The 22,420-nt window shown below is 40.5% G+C and carries 19 protein-coding genes; 13 read left to right on the top strand and 6 right to left on the bottom strand.

From position 1 onward, the window contains the following. Positions 1-7: 7 nt before the first annotated feature. From FTU38_RS03895 to FTU38_RS03920, 6 genes are read left to right on the top strand one after another with little or no spacing between them, the layout of a single operon-like run. A complete protein-coding gene (locus tag FTU38_RS03895) occupies positions 8-1,261 on the top strand; it encodes an MFS transporter (RefSeq protein WP_180110608.1) in 1,254 nt (417 codons plus the stop codon). Continuing rightward, positions 1,258-2,106 (top strand): ABC transporter permease, encoded by an 849-nt coding sequence (locus FTU38_RS03900; RefSeq protein WP_180073556.1) that lies wholly within the window; start codon positions 1,258-1,260, stop codon positions 2,104-2,106. The genes FTU38_RS03895 and FTU38_RS03900 overlap by 4 nt, the downstream gene beginning before the upstream one ends. Next, positions 2,103-2,897, top strand: coding sequence for an ABC transporter permease (locus tag FTU38_RS03905; RefSeq protein WP_180110609.1), 795 nt, complete (start codon positions 2,103-2,105; stop codon positions 2,895-2,897). Before FTU38_RS03900 ends, FTU38_RS03905 begins: the two co-directional genes overlap by 4 nt. 12 nt (positions 2,898-2,909) lie before the next feature. Next, complete coding sequence (locus FTU38_RS03910) at positions 2,910-3,965, top strand: ABC transporter substrate-binding protein (RefSeq protein ID WP_257225673.1); 1,056 nt, start codon at positions 2,910-2,912, stop codon at positions 3,963-3,965. Positions 3,966-3,967: 2 nt separating this feature from the next. Next, the gene (locus FTU38_RS03915) at positions 3,968-4,801 is read left to right on the top strand and encodes an ABC transporter ATP-binding protein (protein ID WP_180003522.1); all 834 of its coding nucleotides are present in this window, start codon (positions 3,968-3,970) and stop codon (positions 4,799-4,801) included. Positions 4,802-4,821: 20 nt separating this feature from the next. Then, positions 4,822-5,652 (top strand): ABC transporter permease, encoded by an 831-nt coding sequence (locus FTU38_RS03920; RefSeq protein ID WP_180003520.1) that lies wholly within the window; start codon positions 4,822-4,824, stop codon positions 5,650-5,652. A 173-nt stretch (positions 5,653-5,825) separates the two neighbouring features. On the opposite strand, the gene FTU38_RS03925 is transcribed toward FTU38_RS03920, so the two are convergent. Next, positions 5,826-6,920 (bottom strand): sigma-54-dependent Fis family transcriptional regulator, encoded by a 1,095-nt coding sequence (locus FTU38_RS03925; protein WP_078194038.1) that lies wholly within the window; start codon positions 6,918-6,920, stop codon positions 5,826-5,828. 230 nt (positions 6,921-7,150) lie between these two features. On the opposite strand from FTU38_RS03925, the gene FTU38_RS03930 reads away from it, so the two are divergent. Beyond that, on the top strand, positions 7,151-7,366 hold the full coding sequence (locus FTU38_RS03930; RefSeq protein ID WP_067765474.1) for a molybdopterin-binding protein: 216 nt from the start codon (positions 7,151-7,153) through the stop codon (positions 7,364-7,366). Positions 7,367-7,411: 45 nt separating this feature from the next. After that, on the top strand, positions 7,412-8,236 hold the full coding sequence (locus FTU38_RS03935) for an ABC transporter ATP-binding protein (RefSeq protein ID WP_078194037.1): 825 nt from the start codon (positions 7,412-7,414) through the stop codon (positions 8,234-8,236). Positions 8,237-8,401: 165 nt separating this feature from the next. Here the strand turns inward: FTU38_RS03935 and FTU38_RS03940 are convergent, their stop codons facing one another. The 3 genes from FTU38_RS03940 to FTU38_RS03950 form a co-directional block, all read right to left on the bottom strand. Continuing rightward, entirely contained in the window at positions 8,402-9,766 is a 1,365-nt protein-coding gene (locus FTU38_RS03940) for an LLM class flavin-dependent oxidoreductase (RefSeq protein WP_180003518.1), read from the bottom strand. Between the two features lie 254 nt (positions 9,767-10,020). Continuing rightward, the gene (locus tag FTU38_RS03945; RefSeq protein WP_180003516.1) at positions 10,021-11,388 is read right to left on the bottom strand and encodes an MATE family efflux transporter; all 1,368 of its coding nucleotides are present in this window, start codon (positions 11,386-11,388) and stop codon (positions 10,021-10,023) included. Positions 11,389-11,535: 147 nt separating this feature from the next. Then, on the bottom strand, positions 11,536-12,690 hold the full coding sequence (locus tag FTU38_RS03950; RefSeq protein WP_180003514.1) for a methionine aminotransferase: 1,155 nt from the start codon (positions 12,688-12,690) through the stop codon (positions 11,536-11,538). 229 nt (positions 12,691-12,919) lie between these two features. Here FTU38_RS03950 and FTU38_RS03955 point away from each other — a divergent pair, with 229 nt between their 5' ends. From FTU38_RS03955 to FTU38_RS03970, 4 genes are read left to right on the top strand one after another with little or no spacing between them, the layout of a single operon-like run. Next, positions 12,920-16,234 carry a type VI secretion system Vgr family protein gene (locus FTU38_RS03955; RefSeq protein ID WP_180003512.1) on the top strand — a complete coding sequence of 1,105 codons (3,315 nt, stop codon included), beginning with the start codon at positions 12,920-12,922 and terminating at the stop codon, positions 16,232-16,234. A gap of 11 nt (positions 16,235-16,245) precedes the next feature. Next, a complete protein-coding gene (locus FTU38_RS03960) occupies positions 16,246-16,827 on the top strand; it encodes a hypothetical protein (protein ID WP_180003511.1) in 582 nt (193 codons plus the stop codon). After that, positions 16,811-19,123 carry a hypothetical protein gene (locus tag FTU38_RS03965; RefSeq protein ID WP_180010771.1) on the top strand — a complete coding sequence of 771 codons (2,313 nt, stop codon included), beginning with the start codon at positions 16,811-16,813 and terminating at the stop codon, positions 19,121-19,123. The genes FTU38_RS03960 and FTU38_RS03965 overlap by 17 nt, the downstream gene beginning before the upstream one ends. Beyond that, entirely contained in the window at positions 19,120-19,770 is a 651-nt protein-coding gene (locus FTU38_RS03970; RefSeq protein WP_180005344.1) for a hypothetical protein, read from the top strand. The genes FTU38_RS03965 and FTU38_RS03970 overlap by 4 nt, the downstream gene beginning before the upstream one ends. A 42-nt stretch (positions 19,771-19,812) precedes the next feature. On the opposite strand, the gene FTU38_RS03975 is transcribed toward FTU38_RS03970, so the two are convergent. After that, positions 19,813-20,733 (bottom strand): Dyp-type peroxidase, encoded by a 921-nt coding sequence (locus FTU38_RS03975; RefSeq protein WP_180010769.1) that lies wholly within the window; start codon positions 20,731-20,733, stop codon positions 19,813-19,815. A 159-nt stretch (positions 20,734-20,892) separates the two neighbouring features. On the opposite strand from FTU38_RS03975, the gene FTU38_RS03980 reads away from it, so the two are divergent. Continuing rightward, entirely contained in the window at positions 20,893-21,513 is a 621-nt protein-coding gene (locus FTU38_RS03980; RefSeq protein ID WP_180005346.1) for a LysE family transporter, read from the top strand. A 105-nt stretch (positions 21,514-21,618) separates the two neighbouring features. On the opposite strand, the gene znuB is transcribed toward FTU38_RS03980, so the two are convergent. After that, on the bottom strand, positions 21,619-22,419 hold the full coding sequence (znuB, locus tag FTU38_RS03985; RefSeq protein WP_078191483.1) for a zinc ABC transporter permease subunit ZnuB: 801 nt from the start codon (positions 22,417-22,419) through the stop codon (positions 21,619-21,621). Position 22,420 lies beyond the last annotated feature (1 nt).

Genomic DNA, 22,420 nt, shown 5'->3' on the forward strand with positions numbered 1-22,420 from the left:
CGCAGCCATGAGTCGTCCGATTGAAAGCAATGTAATTACCAGTCCATTAACCACCAAATTTATGAGCAGTTTTGTGCTGCTCACGATTTTGGCTGGACTGGGTGTGGGTGTCGCACGGGTATTAATTTCCTTGTATGCCGTGCATTTAGAAGCCACCGAATTGCAATTGGGGCTAATTTCTGCAGCGCAAAATTTTGGCATTTTGATCATGGCATTGCCGATTGGCGTGTTGGTACAGCGCTTTGGGTCTTTGAAAATATTCTGCATGGGCAGTGTGTTGGGCGCTGTGGTCTATAGCTTAACGCCACTCAAAGCTGGTGCATGGTACCTCTTTGCGGTGACAGCCTTGGTGAGTTTTGTCTTACCCATGCGCTTTGTTTCGATCAATACCGTTTTTTTGAGCAACTTAAAACGTCTAGGTCCAGCCCGTGCGGGTTGGTTTCGCGGTTCGCACATGATGGGATATTTCCTGATTGCGCCTGCATTGAGCGTGTTGTTGATCGAGCATTTCGGCTATGGCGGAAGTTTTTATGTGGTGTCTTTGCTTTTTTTAGGCACCTTGCTGTTGGCTCCGTGGTGCTTTCAACGTAGCACTCCGCAAGCGACGAATCACCCGCATTTTCAATGGCGAGATATTGTGGCGCCTTTGGCACTCATCAAAACCCATGCCTCGCTGCGGATTGTTTGCATATTGGAATTTTTGAGCAGCGTGGCAAATAACTACTTTGGCTTTTTCATTGTGGTGATTGCTATCCAAAGTTTTGCACTTTCAGAGCCAATGGCGGTGATGCTGCTGACCGTACAAGGCATCGTCTTTGTGGGATCGCTATTTAGCATGGGCGGTTTGACTGAGCTGATGGGTTATCAAAAGTTTTATTTGATTGGCCTAAGCCTGATGGCAACGGCATTACTGATTTTAGCCTTAACCAAAATCACGCTGTTGATGTGGCCTGCTTCGGTCATGTTTGGACTAGGGCTCGGTATGTTGCATATCGCCAATTTTATGTCTTTCGCCCGAGTCGGTGAGCAAACCGCGATGGCTAAGATTTCTCCAATTTTAGCCCTCGTCGGACCTTCGGGTGGACTGTTGGGTGGCTTGATAGGCGCCGTATTTGGCGCACAGGTTGGACTACAAAATTTATTTTTACCAATCGGGCTGGTGTTTATTGGTCTGATTATTTTGATCAGCAAAGATCAGGAATTTATTCAATTTTTAAAACCTGATGTCTCAGAACAGAGCGTAAAAGGACAAGAATTATGAGCCTTACGGATGTATCTGCACATTCGGTTCCCTTGCAAAGTGACCGAAGTGCGTTGGATTTTTTTAAGACCTATTTAAAACTAACTTTGCAAGTGGCGTGTGGACTCCTGATGCCAGTTTTGTTGTTGGGTCTATGGTATGTGGCAACACTTAAACAGTGGTTGCCTGAGCAGATTTTACCTGCACCGAGTCTGGTGTGGCAAAGCACAGTCGAATTATGGCAAAGCGGTGAATTGAGTTTTCATTTTGCCATCAGTGCCAAACGTATTTTATGGAGTGTCTTGCTTGGTGCCAGTGTCGGGATTTTGCTTGGTACTGTGTTGGGATTAGCAAAGCGTAGTCGGGACTTTATTTTTCCGACGGTGAATCTTGTTGCGCAATTTCCCATAGTTGGCTGGATTCCATTATTGATGATTTTCTTAGGCATCGATGAGGCTTTGAAGATTGCCGCTATTTCATTGGCTGTTTTACCACCGGTGTTGATTGCAACCTATAAGGGCATTACTCATGTGCCGAATAGTTTGATGGAAGTGGCAGAGGTTTACCAATACAGCAATTGGCAGAAACTCAAAGAAGTGATTTTCCCAGCTGCACTACCCAGTGTGATCAGTGGTTTACGTCAAGGCATTATGCAGGCGTGGTTGGCATTGGTTTTTGTCGAGTTATTAGCGAGTAGTGAAGGAATTGGTTATCTCATGGTGTGGGGACGTCAGCTAATGCAGATGGACTTGATCTTCATGGCGATCATTCTGATTGGTATTACGGGCTATGTCTTAGATACCTTGCTGGCTTGGTTAGAAAAAACTGCGCGCTTTCACGCAACCCGAGTAGGAGGGAACTCATGAGCATTCTTTCATTACACGGGGCAGCGCGCCAAGTCTTAGTTAAAGCAGCAAAAGCACTCGTTCTACCTGTGACATTTATCGCACTGTGGGCAGTAGCCTCACAGCAAAATTGGGTCGATCCAAAGTTGATTCCTAGTCCATGGCTCGTGCTGCAAAAAGCAGTAACCGTGCTCCAACAACCGAGCTTTTTGACAGGTTTTGGCGAAAGTTTGGCACGTAATTTTATTGGCTATGGCATAGGTGCGATAGCGGGTGTGTTGTTTGGCATCTTAATCGCGAGTTCACGTCTTTCAAATTGGTTATTTGCACCGAGCTTTCATGTATTGCGTCAAATTTCACTGTTTGCATGGTTGCCACTAATTTCGACTTTTTTAGGTGAGGGACATGGCGCCAAAGTGCTGTTTATTACTTTGTCGGTGTTTTACCCCGTGGCGCTACATACCTTTGAAGGCGTGAGCAGTATTTCGCATAAATATCGTGAAGTGGCCGAAGTCTACCAATTTCCCAAGACATACGCGTTTCGTAAATTGATATTACCCGGTGCTTCTGCGCAGATTTTTGTCGGTTTACAACTTGGGCTGATTTTCGCATGGCTTGCCACCATCGGCTCTGAATTTTTATTGGCGAACTATGGCAATGGTCTGGGCAATATCGTGATTCAAGGGCGTCAGGCTTTTGATGTCGAACTGATTATTTTTGGCATGTTGCTGATAGGAATTGTGGGCGTGTTGCTCAATACGGTACTGACTTGGGTTGAGCGTAAAGTTTTAGCTTGGCAGCAGGTTGGATAGGAGAACATAACAATGAAAAAAATGACAATCCATAACATTCCTCAACTCTGGCGCAATATGTTCCTTGCAGCATTGGTCGCTGGCACAGCCTTGGTTGGTTGCAGCACGCAGCGAGTGGATGAACCTCAGCAAGTGGCTTTAAAAGAACTACGCTATCAAAGCTATCCGGGACTGGTATCTTTGCCTGAGTTGGCACAAGACTTGGGCTATTTAGGCGACATTAAACTCAGTTATGTCGGCACGGTACAAGGTGGGCCACAAGATTTACTCACCTTGGTGGCAGGAGATGTTGATTTCGCTGGCGCCTTTAATGGCGCTGTGGTGAAAGTTATTGCCGCGGGTCTAGATGTGGTCCCAGTCGTCGCATCTTATGGCAGTGATGCTGAACAAAACGTGGGTTTCTACGTGCTAGAAAATAGTCCTATTCGTGGCCCACGAGACTTTATCGGCAAGAAAGTCGCAGTGAATGCCTATGGGGCACATTATGACTTTGTGGTGAAAGATTATTTGGCCCGTCATGGCTTAACTGATGATGAAATCCGTCAGGTCGAACTGATTATGTTGCCACCCGTGAGCTCAGAACAAGCTCTACGGAATGGGCAAATTGATATTGCGGTGTTCTCAGGCATTTTGGAAAAACGGGCCTTAAAAAATGGTGGTGTACGCAGCATCTTTAAAGATACTGATTTATACGGCCCCTTTACCGCAGGTAGTTTTTCGATGCGAGGAGAGTTTATTCAAGAACATCCCGAGTTGGCTCGTACTTTTGTCAGTGGCGTAGCTAAAGCACAGGAATGGTTACACAACACGCCGAAAGAGCAAATCATTGCTCGTATGGAAAGTATTATCGAAAAACGTCAACGCAATGAAAATACAGCACTGATTCCATATTACACAGGCACAGGTGTCCACGAAGTGGGTGGTGTGCAAAAAGATCAGGATTTTGCCCCATGGGTGAGTGCCTTAGAAAAAGAACACAAATTAAAACCAAATCAAATTGAGGTCAGTCACATCTATAGCAATGAATTTAATCCCTATGCGCAAGACCAAAAATCAAAAGGAATATAACAATGACCAGTGCATTACATTTAGATCACGTGCGTAAGGTATTTCCTGCACAAAACCATGTCGGCAGTAAAAATTATAAGCCTGAATTTGTTGCCGTAGAAAATGTCACTTTGGATATTCAGCCGGGTGAATTTGTTTCAATCGTGGGGCCAAGTGGCTGCGGAAAATCTACATTATTAGACTTAATTGCGGGTTTAACCAAACCGTCGGCAGGACAGATTTTACTGAGTGGCAAGCAGATTACTCAACCGGGTTTAGACCGTGGCATTGTGTTCCAGCAATATGCGCTCTATCCATGGTTAACCGCACTGGAAAATATTGAATTTGGTCTAGAAGCCAAAGGCCTAGCAAAGAAAGAACGCCGCGAAAAAGCCGAATACTATTTGCAGCTTGTGGGCCTCAGTGGCTTTGAAAAGCATTATCCGAATGAGCTTTCCGGCGGGATGAAACAGCGGGTTGCGATTGCCCGAAGTTTGGCTTATGAACCAGAAATTTTATTAATGGATGAGCCCTTTGCTGCCCTAGATGCGCAAACCCGAGAAACCTTACAAGCTGAGCTGATCAATATCTGGAAAAGTTCGAAAAAAACCATTGTTTTTATTACTCACAGTATTGATGAAGCAATTTATCTGAGCCAGCGTGTGGCGATTATGACCTCAAGACCGGGGCGAATTAAGGAAGTGATTGAAATTCCGCAAAGCCTGCGCAGCTCCAGTGAAGATGTCCGTTCATTGCCTGAATATGGCCGAATTCGCCATAAAATTTGGTCATTGCTCAGTGAAGAAGTGATTAAAGCGCAAGCCCTCGAAAAACATAAACAGCTTGCACATAACTAAAATATTCATAGGATTTATTTATGTCATCGACTAAACAAGCCATCAGTTATACGCAATCGTATAACGACATTAAACCCAGACTACAATTCACTTGGTTAAACACGGTCTTTAAACGCACCATTGCCATTGTGGCTTTTTTCTTGCTGTGGGAGATTCTGCCGCGGAGTGGTGTGGTCAATCCGGCTTTTTTACCGCCGTTATCTGTGGTATTGGAAACCACATGGCAGCTATATCAAAGCGGTCAATTAGGCATCCATTTCTTGGCCAGTATAAAGCGTTCCATTATTGGTTTCATTTTGGCCCTAGCGATCGCAATTCCTTTAGGTCTCATCATTGGTTGGTACAAGCTCGTGGCTGAAACCTTAAATCCATTGTTAGAATTGTTTCGAAATACCACAGCATTGGCGTTAATGCCGCTGTTTATCTTATTTTTAGGCATTGGTGAAACCTCAAAAATCAGTCTGTTGGTCTACGCGTGCACATGGCCGATTTTATTGAACACCATTACAGGCGTACAAACAGTCGATCCCTTACTGATTAAATCGGCACGAACCATGGGCCTAAAACCCTATCAATTGTTCCGAAAAGTGATTCTACCTGCGTCGATTCCGACGATTTTTGTCGGTATCCGTCTGGCAGGGGCGATTTCGATTTTGGCCTTAGTGGCAGTAGAAATGTTTGGTGCCAAAGCAGGTCTGGGATATCTGATTATTTATTCGCAATTTAGCTTTGAAATTCCACAAATGTTTGTGGGCATATTAGTCATTACCCTCGTGGGTTTATCCTTTAACTACTTCTTGATTGGACTAGAAAAATACTTTACAGCATGGAAACGTAACCCTGTGGAATAATCTAGACGAAATGGAAATTAAATAAAAACCTCGGGATATACCGAGGTTTTTTATTGCTGATTTTTTATATTTAAAATAATGCAATGAATAAAGAATGATGTGGATGAATATTTAATTGGAAGTTTTTTTCTGGATTATTATTTTAATGTAGAGAAAATAAAAATATGACTTATTTATAATAAGCCATATTTAATTAGGCGAGTGCGAATCACGTTCCTTGTCACTCCAAGCAAACGAGCCGTATGCACTTGATTGTATTGACAGTGCTGATACGCACTTCGGATAAATTTTTCTTCAATCAGCTCATTAATATTGTCATGCTTAAGTTGATTTGCGGCTTGAAAAATTTGTAAAAAGGTCTGCTCAAGTAACTGTCCAGCATCTTGAATATCTTTGATGTTGGCTACAGCAGAGGTGGCATTTTGTAAGTTAAAAGGTTCTGCACGCGAAAACGACGATGCACTTTGAATACTCGAAAAACTAATATCTTCTGGTTCAATCACACCTTTTTCACTGACTAAAATCGCATGTTGAATGGTATTTTCTAATTCGCGAATATTTCCCGGCCAGCTATGTAAATGGAGTTTCTTGAGCGCCAATGGGCTGAGGCGTAATGGTGTGTCATGTGGGTTGGTTTGATAGACCTGAATGAAGTGTTTAACCAAAGGCAAAATGTCACCACGACGCTCTGAGAGACGTGGAATGCGTAGCAACGCCACATGTAAGCGGTAGAATAAATCTTCCCTGAAACGCCCGTCCTGTACTGCATGCTCTAAATCGACATTGGTTGCGGCTATGATTCGGACATTAATTGGAATGGATTTGAGTGAGCCGACTCGAACGATCTCTCTTTCTTGTAAAACACGGAGTAATTTGACTTGCATAGGCAAGGACAGGTCACCAATTTCATCTAAAAATAAGGTGCCATTATGGGCTGCTTCAAACCAACCGACACGGCTATTAATTGCCCCTGTAAAGGCTCCTTTTTCATGTCCAAATAATTCGCTTTCGACTAACGATTCGGTAAAGGCACCACAGTTCACTGCGATAAATGGACCTTTGGCACGATGGCTTAATTGGTGGATTTGGCGTGCAACTAACTCTTTTCCTGTGCCTGTATCACCAATGATGAGTGCATTGGCCTCACTTGGTGCAATTTGTTCAATTCGAGACAACAACGCTTGCGATAACGGGTCTGCAAAGACCGTCGCTGTTGCCCGTTTATGTTTCAGTGCAGAGGGCACTGCAGGGTGGGTCAAAATAGACATATCGTTTCTTATAGTTGTTGAAAATGCAGATCATGATGAAAGATTTAAAAATAAAAGATAAATAATAATTCGATATTTAAATATCAGTTTCACCTATAAATTCATGCGTGGATTATTTATCTGATTTTAAGATAAATAAAATCGGGATAACTAAAGGATAAATCAAGATATAGCAAGTGATTGAACTGTTTTATAGTAAAGCTCTCTAAATAACAAAAGGCATAATTAAAATGGCGATTACTTCAGTAAATGTGCGAAACCAATTCAAAGGCGTGATTAATGAAATCGTAGAGGGTCCTGTGGTTTCAGAAATTGATGTGGAAACCAAAGCAGGCTTTTTTACGTCCGTGATCACGACGCGTTCGGTGAAGGATTTAGATTTAAAAGTAGGTTCAGAGGTGGTGGTGTTAATTAAATCGACGGAAGTGTCGCTGGCTAAACTCTAAGGTTTAGTCCAGCAAAGTTTGTCAGCACAAATAGAGAATAATGATATGAGCGTAGAACAAGCTGGTTCGGTTTCTATTCAGCAGCTAACGAAACATTATCCCACACAAAAGCAAGAAGACTTAACCGTACTTAAGGACATTAACCTGAATATTCAGCCGGGTGAGTTCATTAGTATTGTGGGAAGTAGTGGCTGCGGAAAATCCACATTATTACGGTTGTTGGTTGGTCTAGAGCGTCAGTTTCAGGGCCAGATTTTGGTTGATGGTCAGCCTATACAGGGCACGAGTTTGGAACGTGGTATCGTGTTTCAAGATCATCGCCTGTTTCCATGGTTGACGGTACGGGAAAATGTACGGATTGCATTGCATAAAAGCCAGTTTAGCCGTGCAGAAGAAGATGTATTGATTGATGAACATTTAGAGTTGGTCAAATTAACCCAATTTAAAGATGCTTATCCTTCGCAGTTGTCTGGTGGGATGAATCAACGTGTGGCGATTGCCCGGAGTTTGGTGAATCGACCACAGATTTTGCTGCTCGATGAACCCTTTGGTGCACTTGATGCGTTGACGCGTCAAAATTTACAGGATGAATTACAGCGAATCTGGCAAAGTGAAAAAATCACCATGATCATTGTCACCCATGATGTCGAAGAAGCGGTATTTTTGGGTGATCGGGTGGTGGTCATGCAGCCACATCCGGGACGAATTAAACGTATTGTAGATATTCATTTAGCCCATCCGCGTAAACGCGAAGATGTCCGTCTGACCAATATTAAAAATGACATTTTGACTGACTTTAGTGATCCAGTAAAAGATCAGTTGCTTGAACCTTTATCTCACCGATTTGCCGATTATAAATTTGCATGGTAAGTCTGAATTGACCATCACCTAGACAATGTAAAAGCCCTGAATTCAGGGCTTTTTTTAGGCTTATCAAATATAGGTCAGTATGATCATCGCTTAAGTTGGATTAATATCAGTCCATAAAAATGCCCCAGTTGGGGCATTTGTTTTTCAGTTTTATTAAACGTTGGTTTATGAGGCTTGGGAGGTATGTCTTTTTTCTAAAACATATTGGTTTACAGGTCGTTTTAAACCTAAGTTTTCTCGTAAGGTCTTGCCTTCATAAGCCGTTCGGAATAGACCGCGACGTTGCAGTTCAGGAACGATGAGATCGACAAAATCATTTAACCCCGCAGGTGTTGTTGGCGGTAGGACATTAAAACCATCGGCAGCGTCATTCTCAAACCATTCTTGCAGTTGATCTACGACTTGTTCAGGCGTGCCGATCAAGGTCCAATGTCCACGGGCTGAAGCGATATATTGATAGAGCTGACGAATACTAAAATTGTGCTTCCGGGCAATATCAATCATCATCTGCTGACGACTGGAGAAATTAATGTCTGCATCTTCTATTTTCGGGAAAGGGGCATCTAGATCAAATTTGGCCAGATTAATGCCACCTGCCAAAGCAGACAATAAACTTAAACCCACTTCTGGGTGAATTAAACTATTTAAAAAGTCATATTTTTCTTGGGCTTCTTGTGCTGTCTTGGCAACAAAAATCGAAACCCCCGGCATAATTTTCAGGTCATCTGCATGGCGGCCATATTTCACTAAGCGGTTTTTGACATCACGATAAAAGGCTTGCGCATCTGCTAAGTTCTGCTGTGCTGTAAAAATCACTTCGGCATATTTACCGGCTAGTTCACGACCATCTTCAGATTGCCCAGCTTGAACAATCACCGGATAGCCTTGCGGTGGCCGAGAGACGTTGAGAGCACCCAGTACCTGATAGTATTGGCCCTGATGATTGGGCTGATGTTGTTTTCGGGCATCAAAAAATTGCCCAGTTTCTTTGTTGTAATGGAAGGTATCATCCTCCCATGAGTCCCAAAGTTTTTGAGTCACCTCAATAAATTCATCGGCACGTTCGTAACGCTCTTTGGGTTCAGGGTGCTGCTGAATGTTAAAGTTTTTTGCGGCATCGGCAGAGGCTGTCGTTACTACATTCCACGCAGCACGACCTTTAGAAATATGATCTAAAGAAGCGAATTTTCGCGCCAAAATGTAGGGGTCTTCATAAGTCGTGGACGCTGTGGCAATAAAGCCAATATTTTGCGTCACAGCAGACAGGGCTGCAAACAATGTGACGGGTTCAAAGCCGACGCCTTTATCGCCCAAACCTTTCTCACCTTCGACAGCAGAACTCCAACGGACAGACAGACCATCGGCAAGAAAGTAGGCATCAAATAGACCACGTTCTGCGGTTTTTGCCAGTTCAATTGCATAATCAATATTGAGATGATCTTGTGGGCGAGATTCAGGATGACGCCAACCTGCGACATGCTGTGAGGTAGTTGGAATAAAAGCCCCAAGCTTTATTTGACGTTTAAACATAAAAAATTTTTCATCCCAATTATTCTTAAAAGATAAAAGGGATAAGAACAAAATCTATGCCAAACCATAATTGTTTGAAAATAAGAGGGTTTTAATTTTTTTTGGTTCTAGGTGTAGATAAATCAACAGGATATAAAACCAAATGTTGAAAAATAAACAGCAGTTTAACGGCAAACTTTATGCATGAGTCCGCACAAGATTTTTCATATTGAAATGCAAATCTGTGGATTGGCATTGAACGCTATTAGCAAACTTTATAGCAATACTTTGATGGCTTTTCGTCTCCATACCAGTTGGTAATACAGCCCTTGTAAAATACATAAGCTGACAAAAGCCAAAGCATAGGCATACCAAATGCCTTTTAAGCCCCACCATTCACTGAATAGGTAGGCACACGGCACTTCAATGCAAATAATCGCCATAATATTAATAATCATCGGCACGGTCACCGTTCCACTGGCCCGCATAATGGAAGCAAAAATCGCACTGGCACCAAAAAATAAAATCGACCAAAGCACAATGAACAGTAATTCTTGACCGAGAACCACAACTTCAGGATCTGTAATAAACAGCGCCATTAAATATTTAGAGAACAAATAGCCCAATGCCACCAAAATGCCAGTAATAATGAAATTCATCCCGATGGCCGTACGTTTCACGCGATTAATTAATTCAGAATGACCTGAACCAATGGCTTGTGCTGCAAAAATGGAAGCCGCAATCGCGATGGACAAGGCTGGGAATTGGATATAGTTCAAAACCTGATTGACCGCGCCATATGCAGCAGTAGCATCAGCACCGTGGCGGTTAACTAAACCGACAATCACGAGACCGGCCACAGAGGTCGTGACCATCTGAATACCTGTAGGAATGCCTAGTTTTAAGATAATTTTGCTGAGATCATGTTGATGGCGAATATGACGAATCAACTCGAAGTCGAGTTTGAGCGGATGATCTTTCTTTTTTAAGTAGAAATATAAAAATACCAAGGCAATTAAAAAGCCGATATGACTGGCAATGGCAGGGGCAATAATGCCTAAACTTGGAAATCCAAATTTTCCGGCAATCAGCACGGGTGTAATGATCAGCCCTGAACCAATGGTCATACCCGATGCAATCAGCGGTGTTGTACTGTCACCGACCCCACGCAAAATCGAGGTGTAAATAATATAAATAAAGAGTAGTGGGCTACCGGCAAGCATCCATTGCACATAAGGCAAAGATAAATGCATCACGTCAGGGGCTGTGCCTAAGGCCAATAAAATGGGCTTGGCAAATATCACCCCTAAAAAGGCAATAATACTGCCACCAATCAAGGTCATAAAAAGGGTGGAACCCACCACAGTACGAACTTTTTCAAGGTTTTGTGCGCCCCAAGCTTGACCTACCAACACGGTTGCGCCTGCCGAGAGCCCGATCACAAAAGCCATTAAACAGAACAAGATCGGGAAAAATACCGCAACCGCTGCAATGGCATGCACCCCAAGCATCTGACCGACAAAAACGGTGTTAATGGTCCCAGATAAATTCTGCAAAATATTGGTGGCGATCAAAGGCACCAGAAAAACTAAAAACGTTTTCCATAAATTTTGCTGAGTAACGAGGGACTGTTGTTTTGACATGCTCAGGTCCTAGACGCGGCTTTTTATGATTTTAAGTTACTGATAACACTATCATGTTGGCATTCAAAAAAGCCTTAGTTTTTGAGTAACCAAGGCTTCATTATTTCTACATGTCTGTTTTAAAAAAACGTTTGGGCAGATATTGCTTTAAACCGCGGAGAGAATCTCTGCAGCTTGATCTAAGGTGGCATCTTGTTTGGCAAAACAGAAACGTAATAATCGTAAATTTTCCGGCGGTTTTTGATAGAATACCGAGACAGGAATCGCCACGATTTTATGTTGTTCTGCCAACAACTGACACATTTCCACATCGCTTAAATCTGGGCGTATGGCACTGTAATCAAGGTTTTGGAAATAGGTACCTGCCGATGGAATCAACTCAAATCTAGAGTGGCTTAAGCCGGCATTGAAACGGTCACGTTTGGCTTGGTAAAAATCGGCCAATTCAGCAATGTGCTCAGGATGTTCTGCCATAAAGTTAGCCAGTGCCATTTGTACGGGCGTAACACCGCAGAAATTGGCAAATTGATAGATTTGGCGAAACACTTGCATCAAGGCTGGCGCTGCAATGCAATAACCAGTTTTCCAACCTGTGACGTGAAAGGTTTTACCAAATGAACCCACGACAAAACTGCGTTCACGCAGCTCAGGAAATGACAAAGCAGATAGATGCTGACGACCATCAAAAATTAAATGCTCATAGACCTCATCCGACAGCACAATAATATTTTTATCTCGAATCAGTTCGATCAAGTTGAGCCAGTCCTCACGCCCCCAAACAGCACCTGTTGGATTATGCGGTGTATTGACAATAATCATCCGGGTTTTATCGTTAATCGCAGCGGCAACACGATTCCAATCCACAGTAAAATGGGGCGTCTCTAAGGCAATGTGAATGGGATGAGCCCCAACCAATTTTACACTGGGCGCATAACTGTCATAGCTCGGATCAAAAATAATCACTTCGTCACCCGCATGAACCACAGCTTGAATGGCACTAAAAATACCGATGGTTGCACCCGGGGTAATGGTGACTTCGGTGTGAGGGTCAATATTTAATTGGTCTCGATGAGCAAACAGTTGGACCAATTGCTCACGCAAATGCATCAGTCCATCGCCGGGTGCATATTGGTTAAAACCATGTTGCGTCGCATCACTTAGCGCATTTAACAGTGCTGGAGGTGCAGGAAAATCAGGAAAACCTTGAGATAAGTTCAGTGCATTTAGACGCTGCGCCATTGCACTCATAACGCTAAAAATAGTCACACCTTGGGCAGGCAGTTTGGATTCAATTGTGATCATGGAGCTTAAAATTTTTTATAGATTGCATTTTGAGTGTAGCAGCATCTCAGCGGCTGCGAAAAGTTAGCTCAGCAAAAATGATCCAGTATTGATGTTCCTATTCACTTGAATACTAAAGTGTTGCAAAAGCCAAAAAGAAGAATTCAACAAATTATTTGCAAAATGGGGTAGACGAAAAAATAATCATTTCCTAAAATGCCGTCATTAAAAAATTAAATACATAATAACAATGCTTAAAAATATTCACGCCATGGTGGAAAACTTTGGCTTTAGCGTACAGAAACGTGCGCTACACATTCATTTTTCAAATGAATCATTAAACACAGAAGTTTTTATTCAACGGATTGAAGGTCAACACCGTATCAATCAAGGCTTTCGTGCGGAAATTATTTGTCTATCGACCAATGCTCATCTGGCTTTAAAGCAGTTTATCGGTGGCCGAGTGGCTGTCGATCAAGTGACAGATTTGGGACAACTCAGTCGCCTGACTGGTGTGATTACAGGTGCAAGCCAAGGTCAAAGTGATGGTGCATTGACCGTTTATAAACTGGTGATTGAGGATGCCACAGCACTCTGGCATAAGCGTCGTAACAGCCGTGTCTTTATGAATAAGTCGGTGCGTGAAATTACCGAAGTGCTATTTACTGAGTGGCAGCAAAAAAGCACATTATTTGCCGCGAGCTTGAGCCTCAACATGGATGGATTGACTCGAAACTATGATGTTCGACCATTCACCATGCAGGCGAATGAAAGTGATTATGCATTTTTAACTCGCCTTTGGCGCAGTGAAGGGATCAATTGGTTAATTGATGAAGCGGAGTTATTTGTCGCATTTTCGGCTGCACCGATGCAAGCACAGCAGCTGCGTTTAATTGATACCAATCAGGCTTATAGTGCTTTAGAGCGGAAAAAGATTCGCTTTCATCGGAGTCATGCCACGGAACGTTTAGACACGATCACCAGTTTTGTGGCAGAACGCTTTTTACAATCGACCACCATTCAAACGCAGCGTTGGCAAGCTCAACATTTGGCACAAGACCAAAGTAATCCGCTCTTAAGCGCCCATGCACAGAGTGAGCAACAGCACAATGAAACCTTAAGTTTAGAGCAGGCTTGGACCGTAAGTTCGGCTTGGACAACTGACCTTAAAGGTGCAGATCAGGCGACCACTTCAAATACACAGCAATTGGATCAGTTGAATCGGCAACTCAATCAATATCAGGAATTACAAGCCAAATATTTTACCGCCAGCAGTAGCGTAAGGGATGCACAAGTTGGGTATTGGTTTGAATTAGAAAATCATCCTGAAATCGATCAACATCAAACGACAGATCGTGAATTTCTCATATTGGGCAAAGCATTTTATAACCAAAATAATTTACCCAAAGATATTTTGGTTCAATTAGAAAAGTTACTTGCCGTAAGCCGTTGGCTATCTTTAGGGGATGAACGGCAGGCCAACGAGCTGTATGTGGTCCGTCGGCAAATTTCCGTGGTTCCTGAATATGATCCTTTATTACATCGGCCACCTGCGTTTCCACAGCGTGCCAAAGTGGTCGGTCCAGAAGGTGAAAGTATTTATGTCGATGCTTGGGGGCGTATCAAAGTTCGGTTTACGTTCACCCGCAGTGATGACCACAGTCATGATGGTGGAGCAGGGAGTAATGATAATGACAGTGACTCGGCATGGGTTGATGTACTGACCCCATGGGCGGGAGAAGGTTATGGCGCACGTTTCCATCCTCGTATTGGTGAGATTGTGGTCATCGACTTTTTTGAGGGAGATGTGGATCGTCCCTTTGTTGTAGGACGAATACATGAAGCTGAACGCTCTCAGACCATGTTTGACCTCAAAGGTCAACTTCCTAAAACCAAAAAACTCAGTGGTATCCGCTCGCAAGAAGTTGCGGGAGCAGGCTTTAACCAACTACGCTTTGATGATACGACGGGTCAGATCAGTACCCAATTACAGAGTAGTCATGCAGCGACACAGCTGAATTTAGGTAATCTTAGCCATCCTAAAGAACAAGACAGTAGCCATGGCCGTGGTGAGGGTTTTGAGCTGCGAACGGATGCTTGGGGGGCAATGCGTGCAGGTAAAGGTTTACTCATTAGTACCTATGCACAGGATAAAGCAGTTGCCGATCATCTTGCTGCTGCTGAAGCTCAGTCTCTTTTAAATCAAGGGCATCAGAGCATGAATATGCTGAGCGGTTTAGCCGTAAAGCAACAGACCGATGCATTGAATGTGATTAACCGTTTGCCGAAGTTAATAAACTCTTTAGAAATCAAAAGTACTACTGAAGGTGTCAAAGCGACTTTAAATTTGTTCAAGGAGGAGCTAAGTCGAGACCCATTGGCAGCGTTAAAGAACTGCAAAAGTTTTGTCAAAGAAATGGGCTCAATCGCACATGATGTCACAAGTACTGTAAAAGAATTTAAAGCATTTTTTAATGATGCCGAAGATGCCTTTGATAACTTAAAGTCTGTCATAGATCATATTGAAGAAAATGGTAAAGATGTGATTCAGGGGAGAGTCGCAAGTCTGAAAAGCAACCTAAAAGAAGATCCATTAAAAGCATTAAAAGATGTGGGTAAATTGATAGAGGACATCAAATTTAACCCCGATGATTTGTTGAATAATGGTGGTTTTGGTTTGCCACCAGCGATGACACCCATAAAAGCATTAGAAAAAGTACAAGGCTTTATGGAAGGCTATGCGCAAGGTTTAGAAAAATCCAATACAGCGGCAAAACAAGAACAAGGCAAATTATTCCGCCAAGCGTTGATGTTGCTTGCATCACCTAATGGTATTGCACTCACTACACCGGAAGATATTGTATTACAAGCCTCACAGGATATTGCAGAAAGTGCACAAGGTTCGATTAATTTCAGTGCTCAAAAGAATATTGTTGGTCATGCACAAGACAAAATCAGTTTATTTGCGGCTCAAAAGGGCCTGAGTGCTTATGCCGCAAAAGGGAAAGTTGAATTACAAGCCCAAGATGATGCTATTGAAGCAATTGCACGAAAGGTGATTAAGCTCATTTCAACGGAAGATAAAATTGAAATTACCAGTCCTAAAGAAATCGTACTGACCGCAGGGGGCTCGCAACTGAAAATTAATGGCAGTGGAATATTTACAACAACAGGCGGCAAGTTTGAGAGTAAGGCGGGGCAGCATAGTTTTGTGGGGGGAGCGACTGTAAATGCACAATTGCCTAAGCTGCCTGAAAGTGGGCTGTATAGTATGAGATTTGACTTAAGTCAAATATTTGATACTAATATATTAAAAAATATGAAATATAAACTTATTAACCATTCTAAAAAAATTGAAGCTGAGTACCAGTTTGAGCAACAAAGTAGTGCACGTATTTATAGTGATGCTATTGAAAATGTAGAACTGGCATTAGTACCAGGTGCTTATATAACTCTATATCAAAAAAATGCAGCAATGGATGCAGAGTCTTTAGATGAAGAAATTCAAGGTTGCGGATGTGATGACGAAATGCATCTTTGTGATGAAATTAATTTAGAAATATAGAAGGTATTATCTTGAATAAATATATTTTAATTGGATTGTTTTTGATAAATTTCTTTTCTATCAACAATATAATATACGCCAAAGGGCCTGATTTTGAAATAGTTTCAAAATGCACAGACGAATATGAATCAAGTTGCAATATTTACAGAGTAGTTGATGGGGACAATAAATTATTGCTAGAAGATGTTAAGTCTCCAATTATCACAAAGATTAATAGTGATATATTTAGGGTTAGAGTTTCGTGTGGATCTCCATGCCAAGTAAACTTTTTTTATGGAGAAACTAGTGAAGATTCTACTAATGAATTTATTGCTTTTAATGAAAATAATCATTGTTTGATAGAAAGTGATAGTGTTAAGAAGAAAATATATGCAAGGATAATTTTCACTGGTAGGAAAAAAATTATTGCTGATTTAAATGATAAGGAATACTTGGGGTTAAATCAAAGATTTGATTATTATAATTATTTTAAAAAGAAAAGTAAATTTTTAGAAAATGGTAATTTAATATTGTTGGCAGATGATTATTCAAGTTTATTAATTAAAAAAACAATAATAAAACCATGCGGAGAAAATAATGAAGTATTCAGATGAATTTATAGCATTTGTTGCAACAATCTCTGGAGAAGCAGGTGTTTGTAGCATTACTTCAAAAAAAGCAGTTGCACATTGTATTATGAATCGATTAGGGTTTGGTGAGTGGGTAGGTCATCCAAGCATTATACAATATTTATATGATGATTTTGATGCTTTAACTGAACAAACGGCTGCTGTAAAAAAGGTTAAAGCTGAAATGAATTCTAATAAGGTTTCAAAGGATACTCAAGATATTATAGATGCTGTGTACCCTATTTACATGAGGGAAGAAGAAGATTTCACAAATGGAGTGGTATTATATTATAGCCCAAAAGCTCAAAAATTTTTGAATAATAAGGACCCAAAAAATTATAAATATCCACCAAATTTTGTCAACGAATTAACAGAAGAAGTGAAAATAAATGGTACTGAAAATGATGATATGTGCTGGATAAGGTATAAAGGAACTTCACGATTTTTTATTAAATTCATCGATCAATCTGCTAAAAAATTAATGGGATCAAGAGTCAATGTAAGTTATAAGAAGACAAAATATATTCCAACAATGAGTAATTTGTTAATAGATGAAGAGGGCTTTATTAGATCTATTTTAGTAAAGGGTGGATGGGGAGCAAGATTTTCTGTTGATGGTTCATCTGTGAAAGATGAAAATAATAAAGAATTAATGTTGATTGCTGATGGAAAAAACCATCATGTCATAATTGTAGTAGATAATGGAATGGGTGGTATAAAAACACGAACAGATAAACATAACCAGGAGCTACCACAAAATAATAAAGACGGAAGAGGAAATACTGAAAATAGTAATAATCAAGAAAATAATTCTAATAAATTGGATGTAAAATTTGATCTTAGAGTTTTAGATAGTGATGGAAAACCGATTTCAAGAATTTCTTATTTTTTAAAATATAAGGGAAAAGAGAAAAAACACTCAACTGAAAATGATGGTGTTGAAAAAGGTATTCAGGCAGAAAGTGGAGAAAAAATCGCAGTTTTAGTTAGTGGAAGAGATTCCAAACAAGAAGTTGGAATTTTCACTGTATTAAATGATAAAAAAATATATGATATACAAATTAAGTTACATAAATTTGAAATAATTTTTAGGCATAAAAAAAGTGGAAAATCTATAAAAAATTTAAATTTAGTACAATGGTACAGAGGTAAAGAATACCCTAAAAAAACTAATGATGAAGGTAAGATAATTGTAAATGCTATGCCAGGTTTTGATTTAAATTATAAATTAAGAAATGGTCAAAATTTATTAACAATAAAAGTCGATAAAAATAAAACTATTAGATTCATAGATGTTGACTCTCAGGTGTTGGAACAAGCAAGTAAAGATTTAGATTTGATAAATGCTGAAAAAAAATCATCAAAAACCAAAAATACTAGCCAAGAGCAACAAACTCGAGATGAAACTCCCAAAAGAGATCAAACACAAGCAACAAGTCAAGATGGACACCCAAAAACTACAGTTAATGACAATAATGAAGAAGCAGAGTTCAGTGTTCTTACATATGATAAAAAAACTGATCAGCTATTTAGTGGTGGTAATTATTTAATAGAATATAGAGGTAACAAAAGAAATCATTCAAGTGGTACTCATGGATTAGGAAAAAAAATACATAAAGCTAATGTTGGTCAGAATATAAAAGTTATCACACTTGAATCTGAAAAGGAGATAGTCCATTTTAATGATGTAATCAGAAATGGAATGAAAGATATAGATTTAAAAATAGATAAACCTTCAATACCATTGGCAGTACAAGGAGTTAATGTTGGATTTAATGGTGTAGCTGAACAGTGGAGGAAAGATATTGTTAGTCAAAAAACAAAAAATGTACTAGCGTATCTTGCGAAGGAAGCGGGAATGAAAGAAATTCTGATCACAAGTACTATAAGAACTCCAGAATCACAAGCAAGAGCAATGTACAACACAACTATTAGTTACAGTGCACCTGGTGAGGCAGTAAAAAGAGTACGTGATGATTGTAAGAAAAAAGGCTTATCTAAAGATGCTACCATAAAAAAAATGGTTGAAAAAATTATTGAGTTTCAAGGTAAAGGACTAAGAGTTTCGCTGCATTGTGTATCTCAAACTCAGTATGAAAAGATGAATGTAGTAGACATTGGATTAAATAGTAATGGATTTGGTTCGAATACAAACTTAAGTAATTTAGGGCAAAAATTTAAAAATGTCTGTATTAAAGCTAAGTCTGAAGGAAAAATTTCTGGATTTATTCCGGGTGATGCAAAAGGTGAGGGCGCTATGCATATTGAGATTATGCAATGAATTTTTATCATATAATAATAGCTTGTAGTTTGTTAGTAGGATGTAATTCATCGGATCGCGAACAAAATATTGATTTAAATGCAGTTAGTAATAAAAATGAGAAAATATATGAAAGAGTTGATTTTTATTATGCGTTTAAACAATGCAATGTCAAACGGAATTGCAGAATTCTTAAGCCTAGTGTGCTAGATGAAAGTTATTTTCTAAATGCTTACAAACCAAATAACGATGAGTTTTTTATCAAAAAAAATGGTGAAAATTACGAAATTTTTTACAAAATTTTTATGATAGAAAATATTGAGATGGGATGGGCCAAGTTAACTCGGTTAAACAATAATGAAAATCTGATTTTTAATGTCGATAAAATATTTCAATCCTATGGAAAGATGAACCCAATAGGAGGAGGTGATTCTTTTAAAGATGTTGAATCATCTAAATCAAAAGAAAGTATTTATTACCTTAATGAATATTATGATGAATATTCATTTAAGCAACCGCAAAAAATTATTTTGGAAAAACAAAAAGACAATACTTACTTATTGGATTGTAATTCTTATATGAGTGATTTAGATCCAAAAAACAATTTTTCCGGAATTTTTTATAGAGTGTGTTCTGAGGGAGAGAAAATTTATTTTAAAATAATTTGATTTTCTAAGAATAAAAAGCCGACTCTCGTCGGCTTTATTTATTCAACCTTCCAGCACTTCTTCCAATAACTCTTCACTCGGTGCAAAGTAATAAGCGCCATCCATAGGAGTGACAAAGTGAAGTAAGCGGTCATGAATGCCGTCACCACTGGTGCCAAACATACGTACTAGCATGCTGTCGATAATGCTTAAATCATTGGTATATGCCACAAAGAACAAGCCTTGATCGCCACGGCCATCACCATAAGGGAGTGAATGACGCAAAATCGCCATTTCTTCACCTTCACCATCTTCTACAACTGTACGTGATACATGTGAGTTTTCAGGCTGTTCATCTTCATCTAACTCAATAGACTCAAGTTTAGTACGGCCAATTACATGCTCTTGCGCATCGACTTTCAGCTTTTTCCATTTATCCAAATTATGCGCATAACGCTGTGCAAAAATAAAAGAGCCATTGGCAAATACGCCAGCTTCTTCAGCTAGTAATGCTGTTTCAGCACGATCATCTGGAAATTGCGGATTTTCAGTTCCGTCAATAAAGCCGGTTAAATCACGGCCATCAAAATTGCGGAAGCACACACGTTCATCCAGTACGTCAACTTTATCTTGAATACCATCAAAGAATGCTTGGCTCAGCGCAAAGCAAATATCTGTACGCTGTGCTGCAATATGGATAAATACATCTGCTGGGGCTACAGGCATGTTAAATGAACCTTGAATTGGATCAAGTTGTTTAAAGCCTGCCGGGGATTGACTGTAAAGTTGTGCCCAAAGTTCTGGTCCAAAAGCCACAGCCGTTTTAATCTGTGCATTTGGATGTTGGGTAATCAGACGATCACGAGTATTAAGTAAGTCTTCAAGTTGTTCTTTTAATTCGCTAATCGTTAAATCTTTTAAACGTAAAACAATAAAACGAGCATGATCTGAGGGTAATGGCAAAATTACAGATTGAGCAGACATTCATGGCTCCTAAAAATTATAATTTCTGAGTGGCTGTGTGTATTGTGCCTTAAGCAGCGCTGAGAGTGTAGCCTTCATTTGGCCTTTTAGCGTGCATTATTGTCATGAAAATAGAGTAAATGTCATATAATACAGACCCATTTCAAACTTGAGCTAATGATGTCCTATCAAATCTGGATTGCATATATGTTGGCATGTTGGGTGATTAGTGTTTCCCCAGGTGCAGGTGCAATTGCGTCTATGTCGAGTGGTTTGAATTATGGGTTTAAGCATGGGTATTGGAATGCCATCGGCCTGCAATTGGCACTTTTGGTTCAGATAGTCATTGTTGCAGCTGGGGCAGGGTTCTTATTTGCGACGACACCATGGGCTTTTCTGATCGTGAAATGGTTTGGTGTGGGCTATTTATTGTATTTGGCTTATTTACAGTGGACAGCGCCAACAGAGTCAATTGAAATCCAACAAGATTTACCAAATAAATCACGTTTAAAATTAGTTGTACATGGCTTTTTGGTCAATATGAGCAACCCTAAAGCGATTGTATTTTTGTTGGCGGTTTTGCCGCAGTTTTTAGATTTATCCAAACCCCAATGGATTCAATATGTCATCATGGCTGCAACAATGATTAGCATCGATTTGATTGTCATGGCGGGGTATACCGGTCTCGCTGCAAAAGTGCTGCGGTTGTTAAAATCACCCAAACAACAAAAATATTTGAATCGAGCTTTTGCGGTATTATTTGCTTGTGCGGCGAGCTTATTGAGTTTGGTGCATCAATAAATCCAGTTAGATGATTCTGAGTATCGTATTTGACGTGCAAAAAAAGCCATGCAACTGCATGGCTTTTTTTTGATATGTCGCGAATTGAACAATGAACGTTGCTACTTAAGCCACTTTCTTAAATTTTTGCATAATAAAAATTAGGGCAAAGAGCAGCGCCATAGTTAATACAATGGTCAGTCCTGTAGAGGTGTTTAAACCAGCACTTGACCATAAGCCTACAGTTACACCGACTTGGGCAATGATGAAAGACCACAGTACCATTTGCTTCGGGGAATTTGCCAATAAACGAGCGGTTAATGCAGGAATCACTAACAATGCACCCATCAGCAATGAGCCGACAGCACGTAAAGCCAATACAGTAAATAATGCCAGTAATAACATAAAAATCAGACGTTGCCATTTAGCGCTGACACCTTCACTGACCGCAATATCGGGGTCAATGGCAATCTGAATCTGAGATTGCCAACTTTTATACAGCACGGTCAGTGCCACAATGATCACCACTGCAAAGACAGGCAAATCTGACCAAGAAATGGTGAGTAAATCACCAAATAAATAGCTGAGTAATTCAGGTCTTAAGCTTGGCAAATGTTGTATGAAGAGTAAGCCTGAGCACAGGAGTGTAGCCGAACAAAGCGCGAGCAAGGCGTCATTGGGCAAGCGTGGATCGTGTAACACCCATAAGATTGCAACCAATAAGAGCGCAATCAATGTAACGCCCGTCCAAAGCGGTAGACTCATTGCACCGGCAATGGCGACACCGAGTAAGGTGCCATGTGCCATGGTGTCCGCAAAAAATGACATGCGACGCCATAACATTAAACAGCCAAGCGGTGCAGTCAGGAACACCAGCAAAGTGCCCATGATCCATGCTGGCAAAAGGAGTTGTAGCCATTCCATCATG

It is taken from the genome of Acinetobacter sp. YH12098, from assembly GCF_013419235.1.
GTDB classification, from domain to species: Bacteria; Pseudomonadota; Gammaproteobacteria; order Pseudomonadales; family Moraxellaceae; genus Acinetobacter; species Acinetobacter amyesii.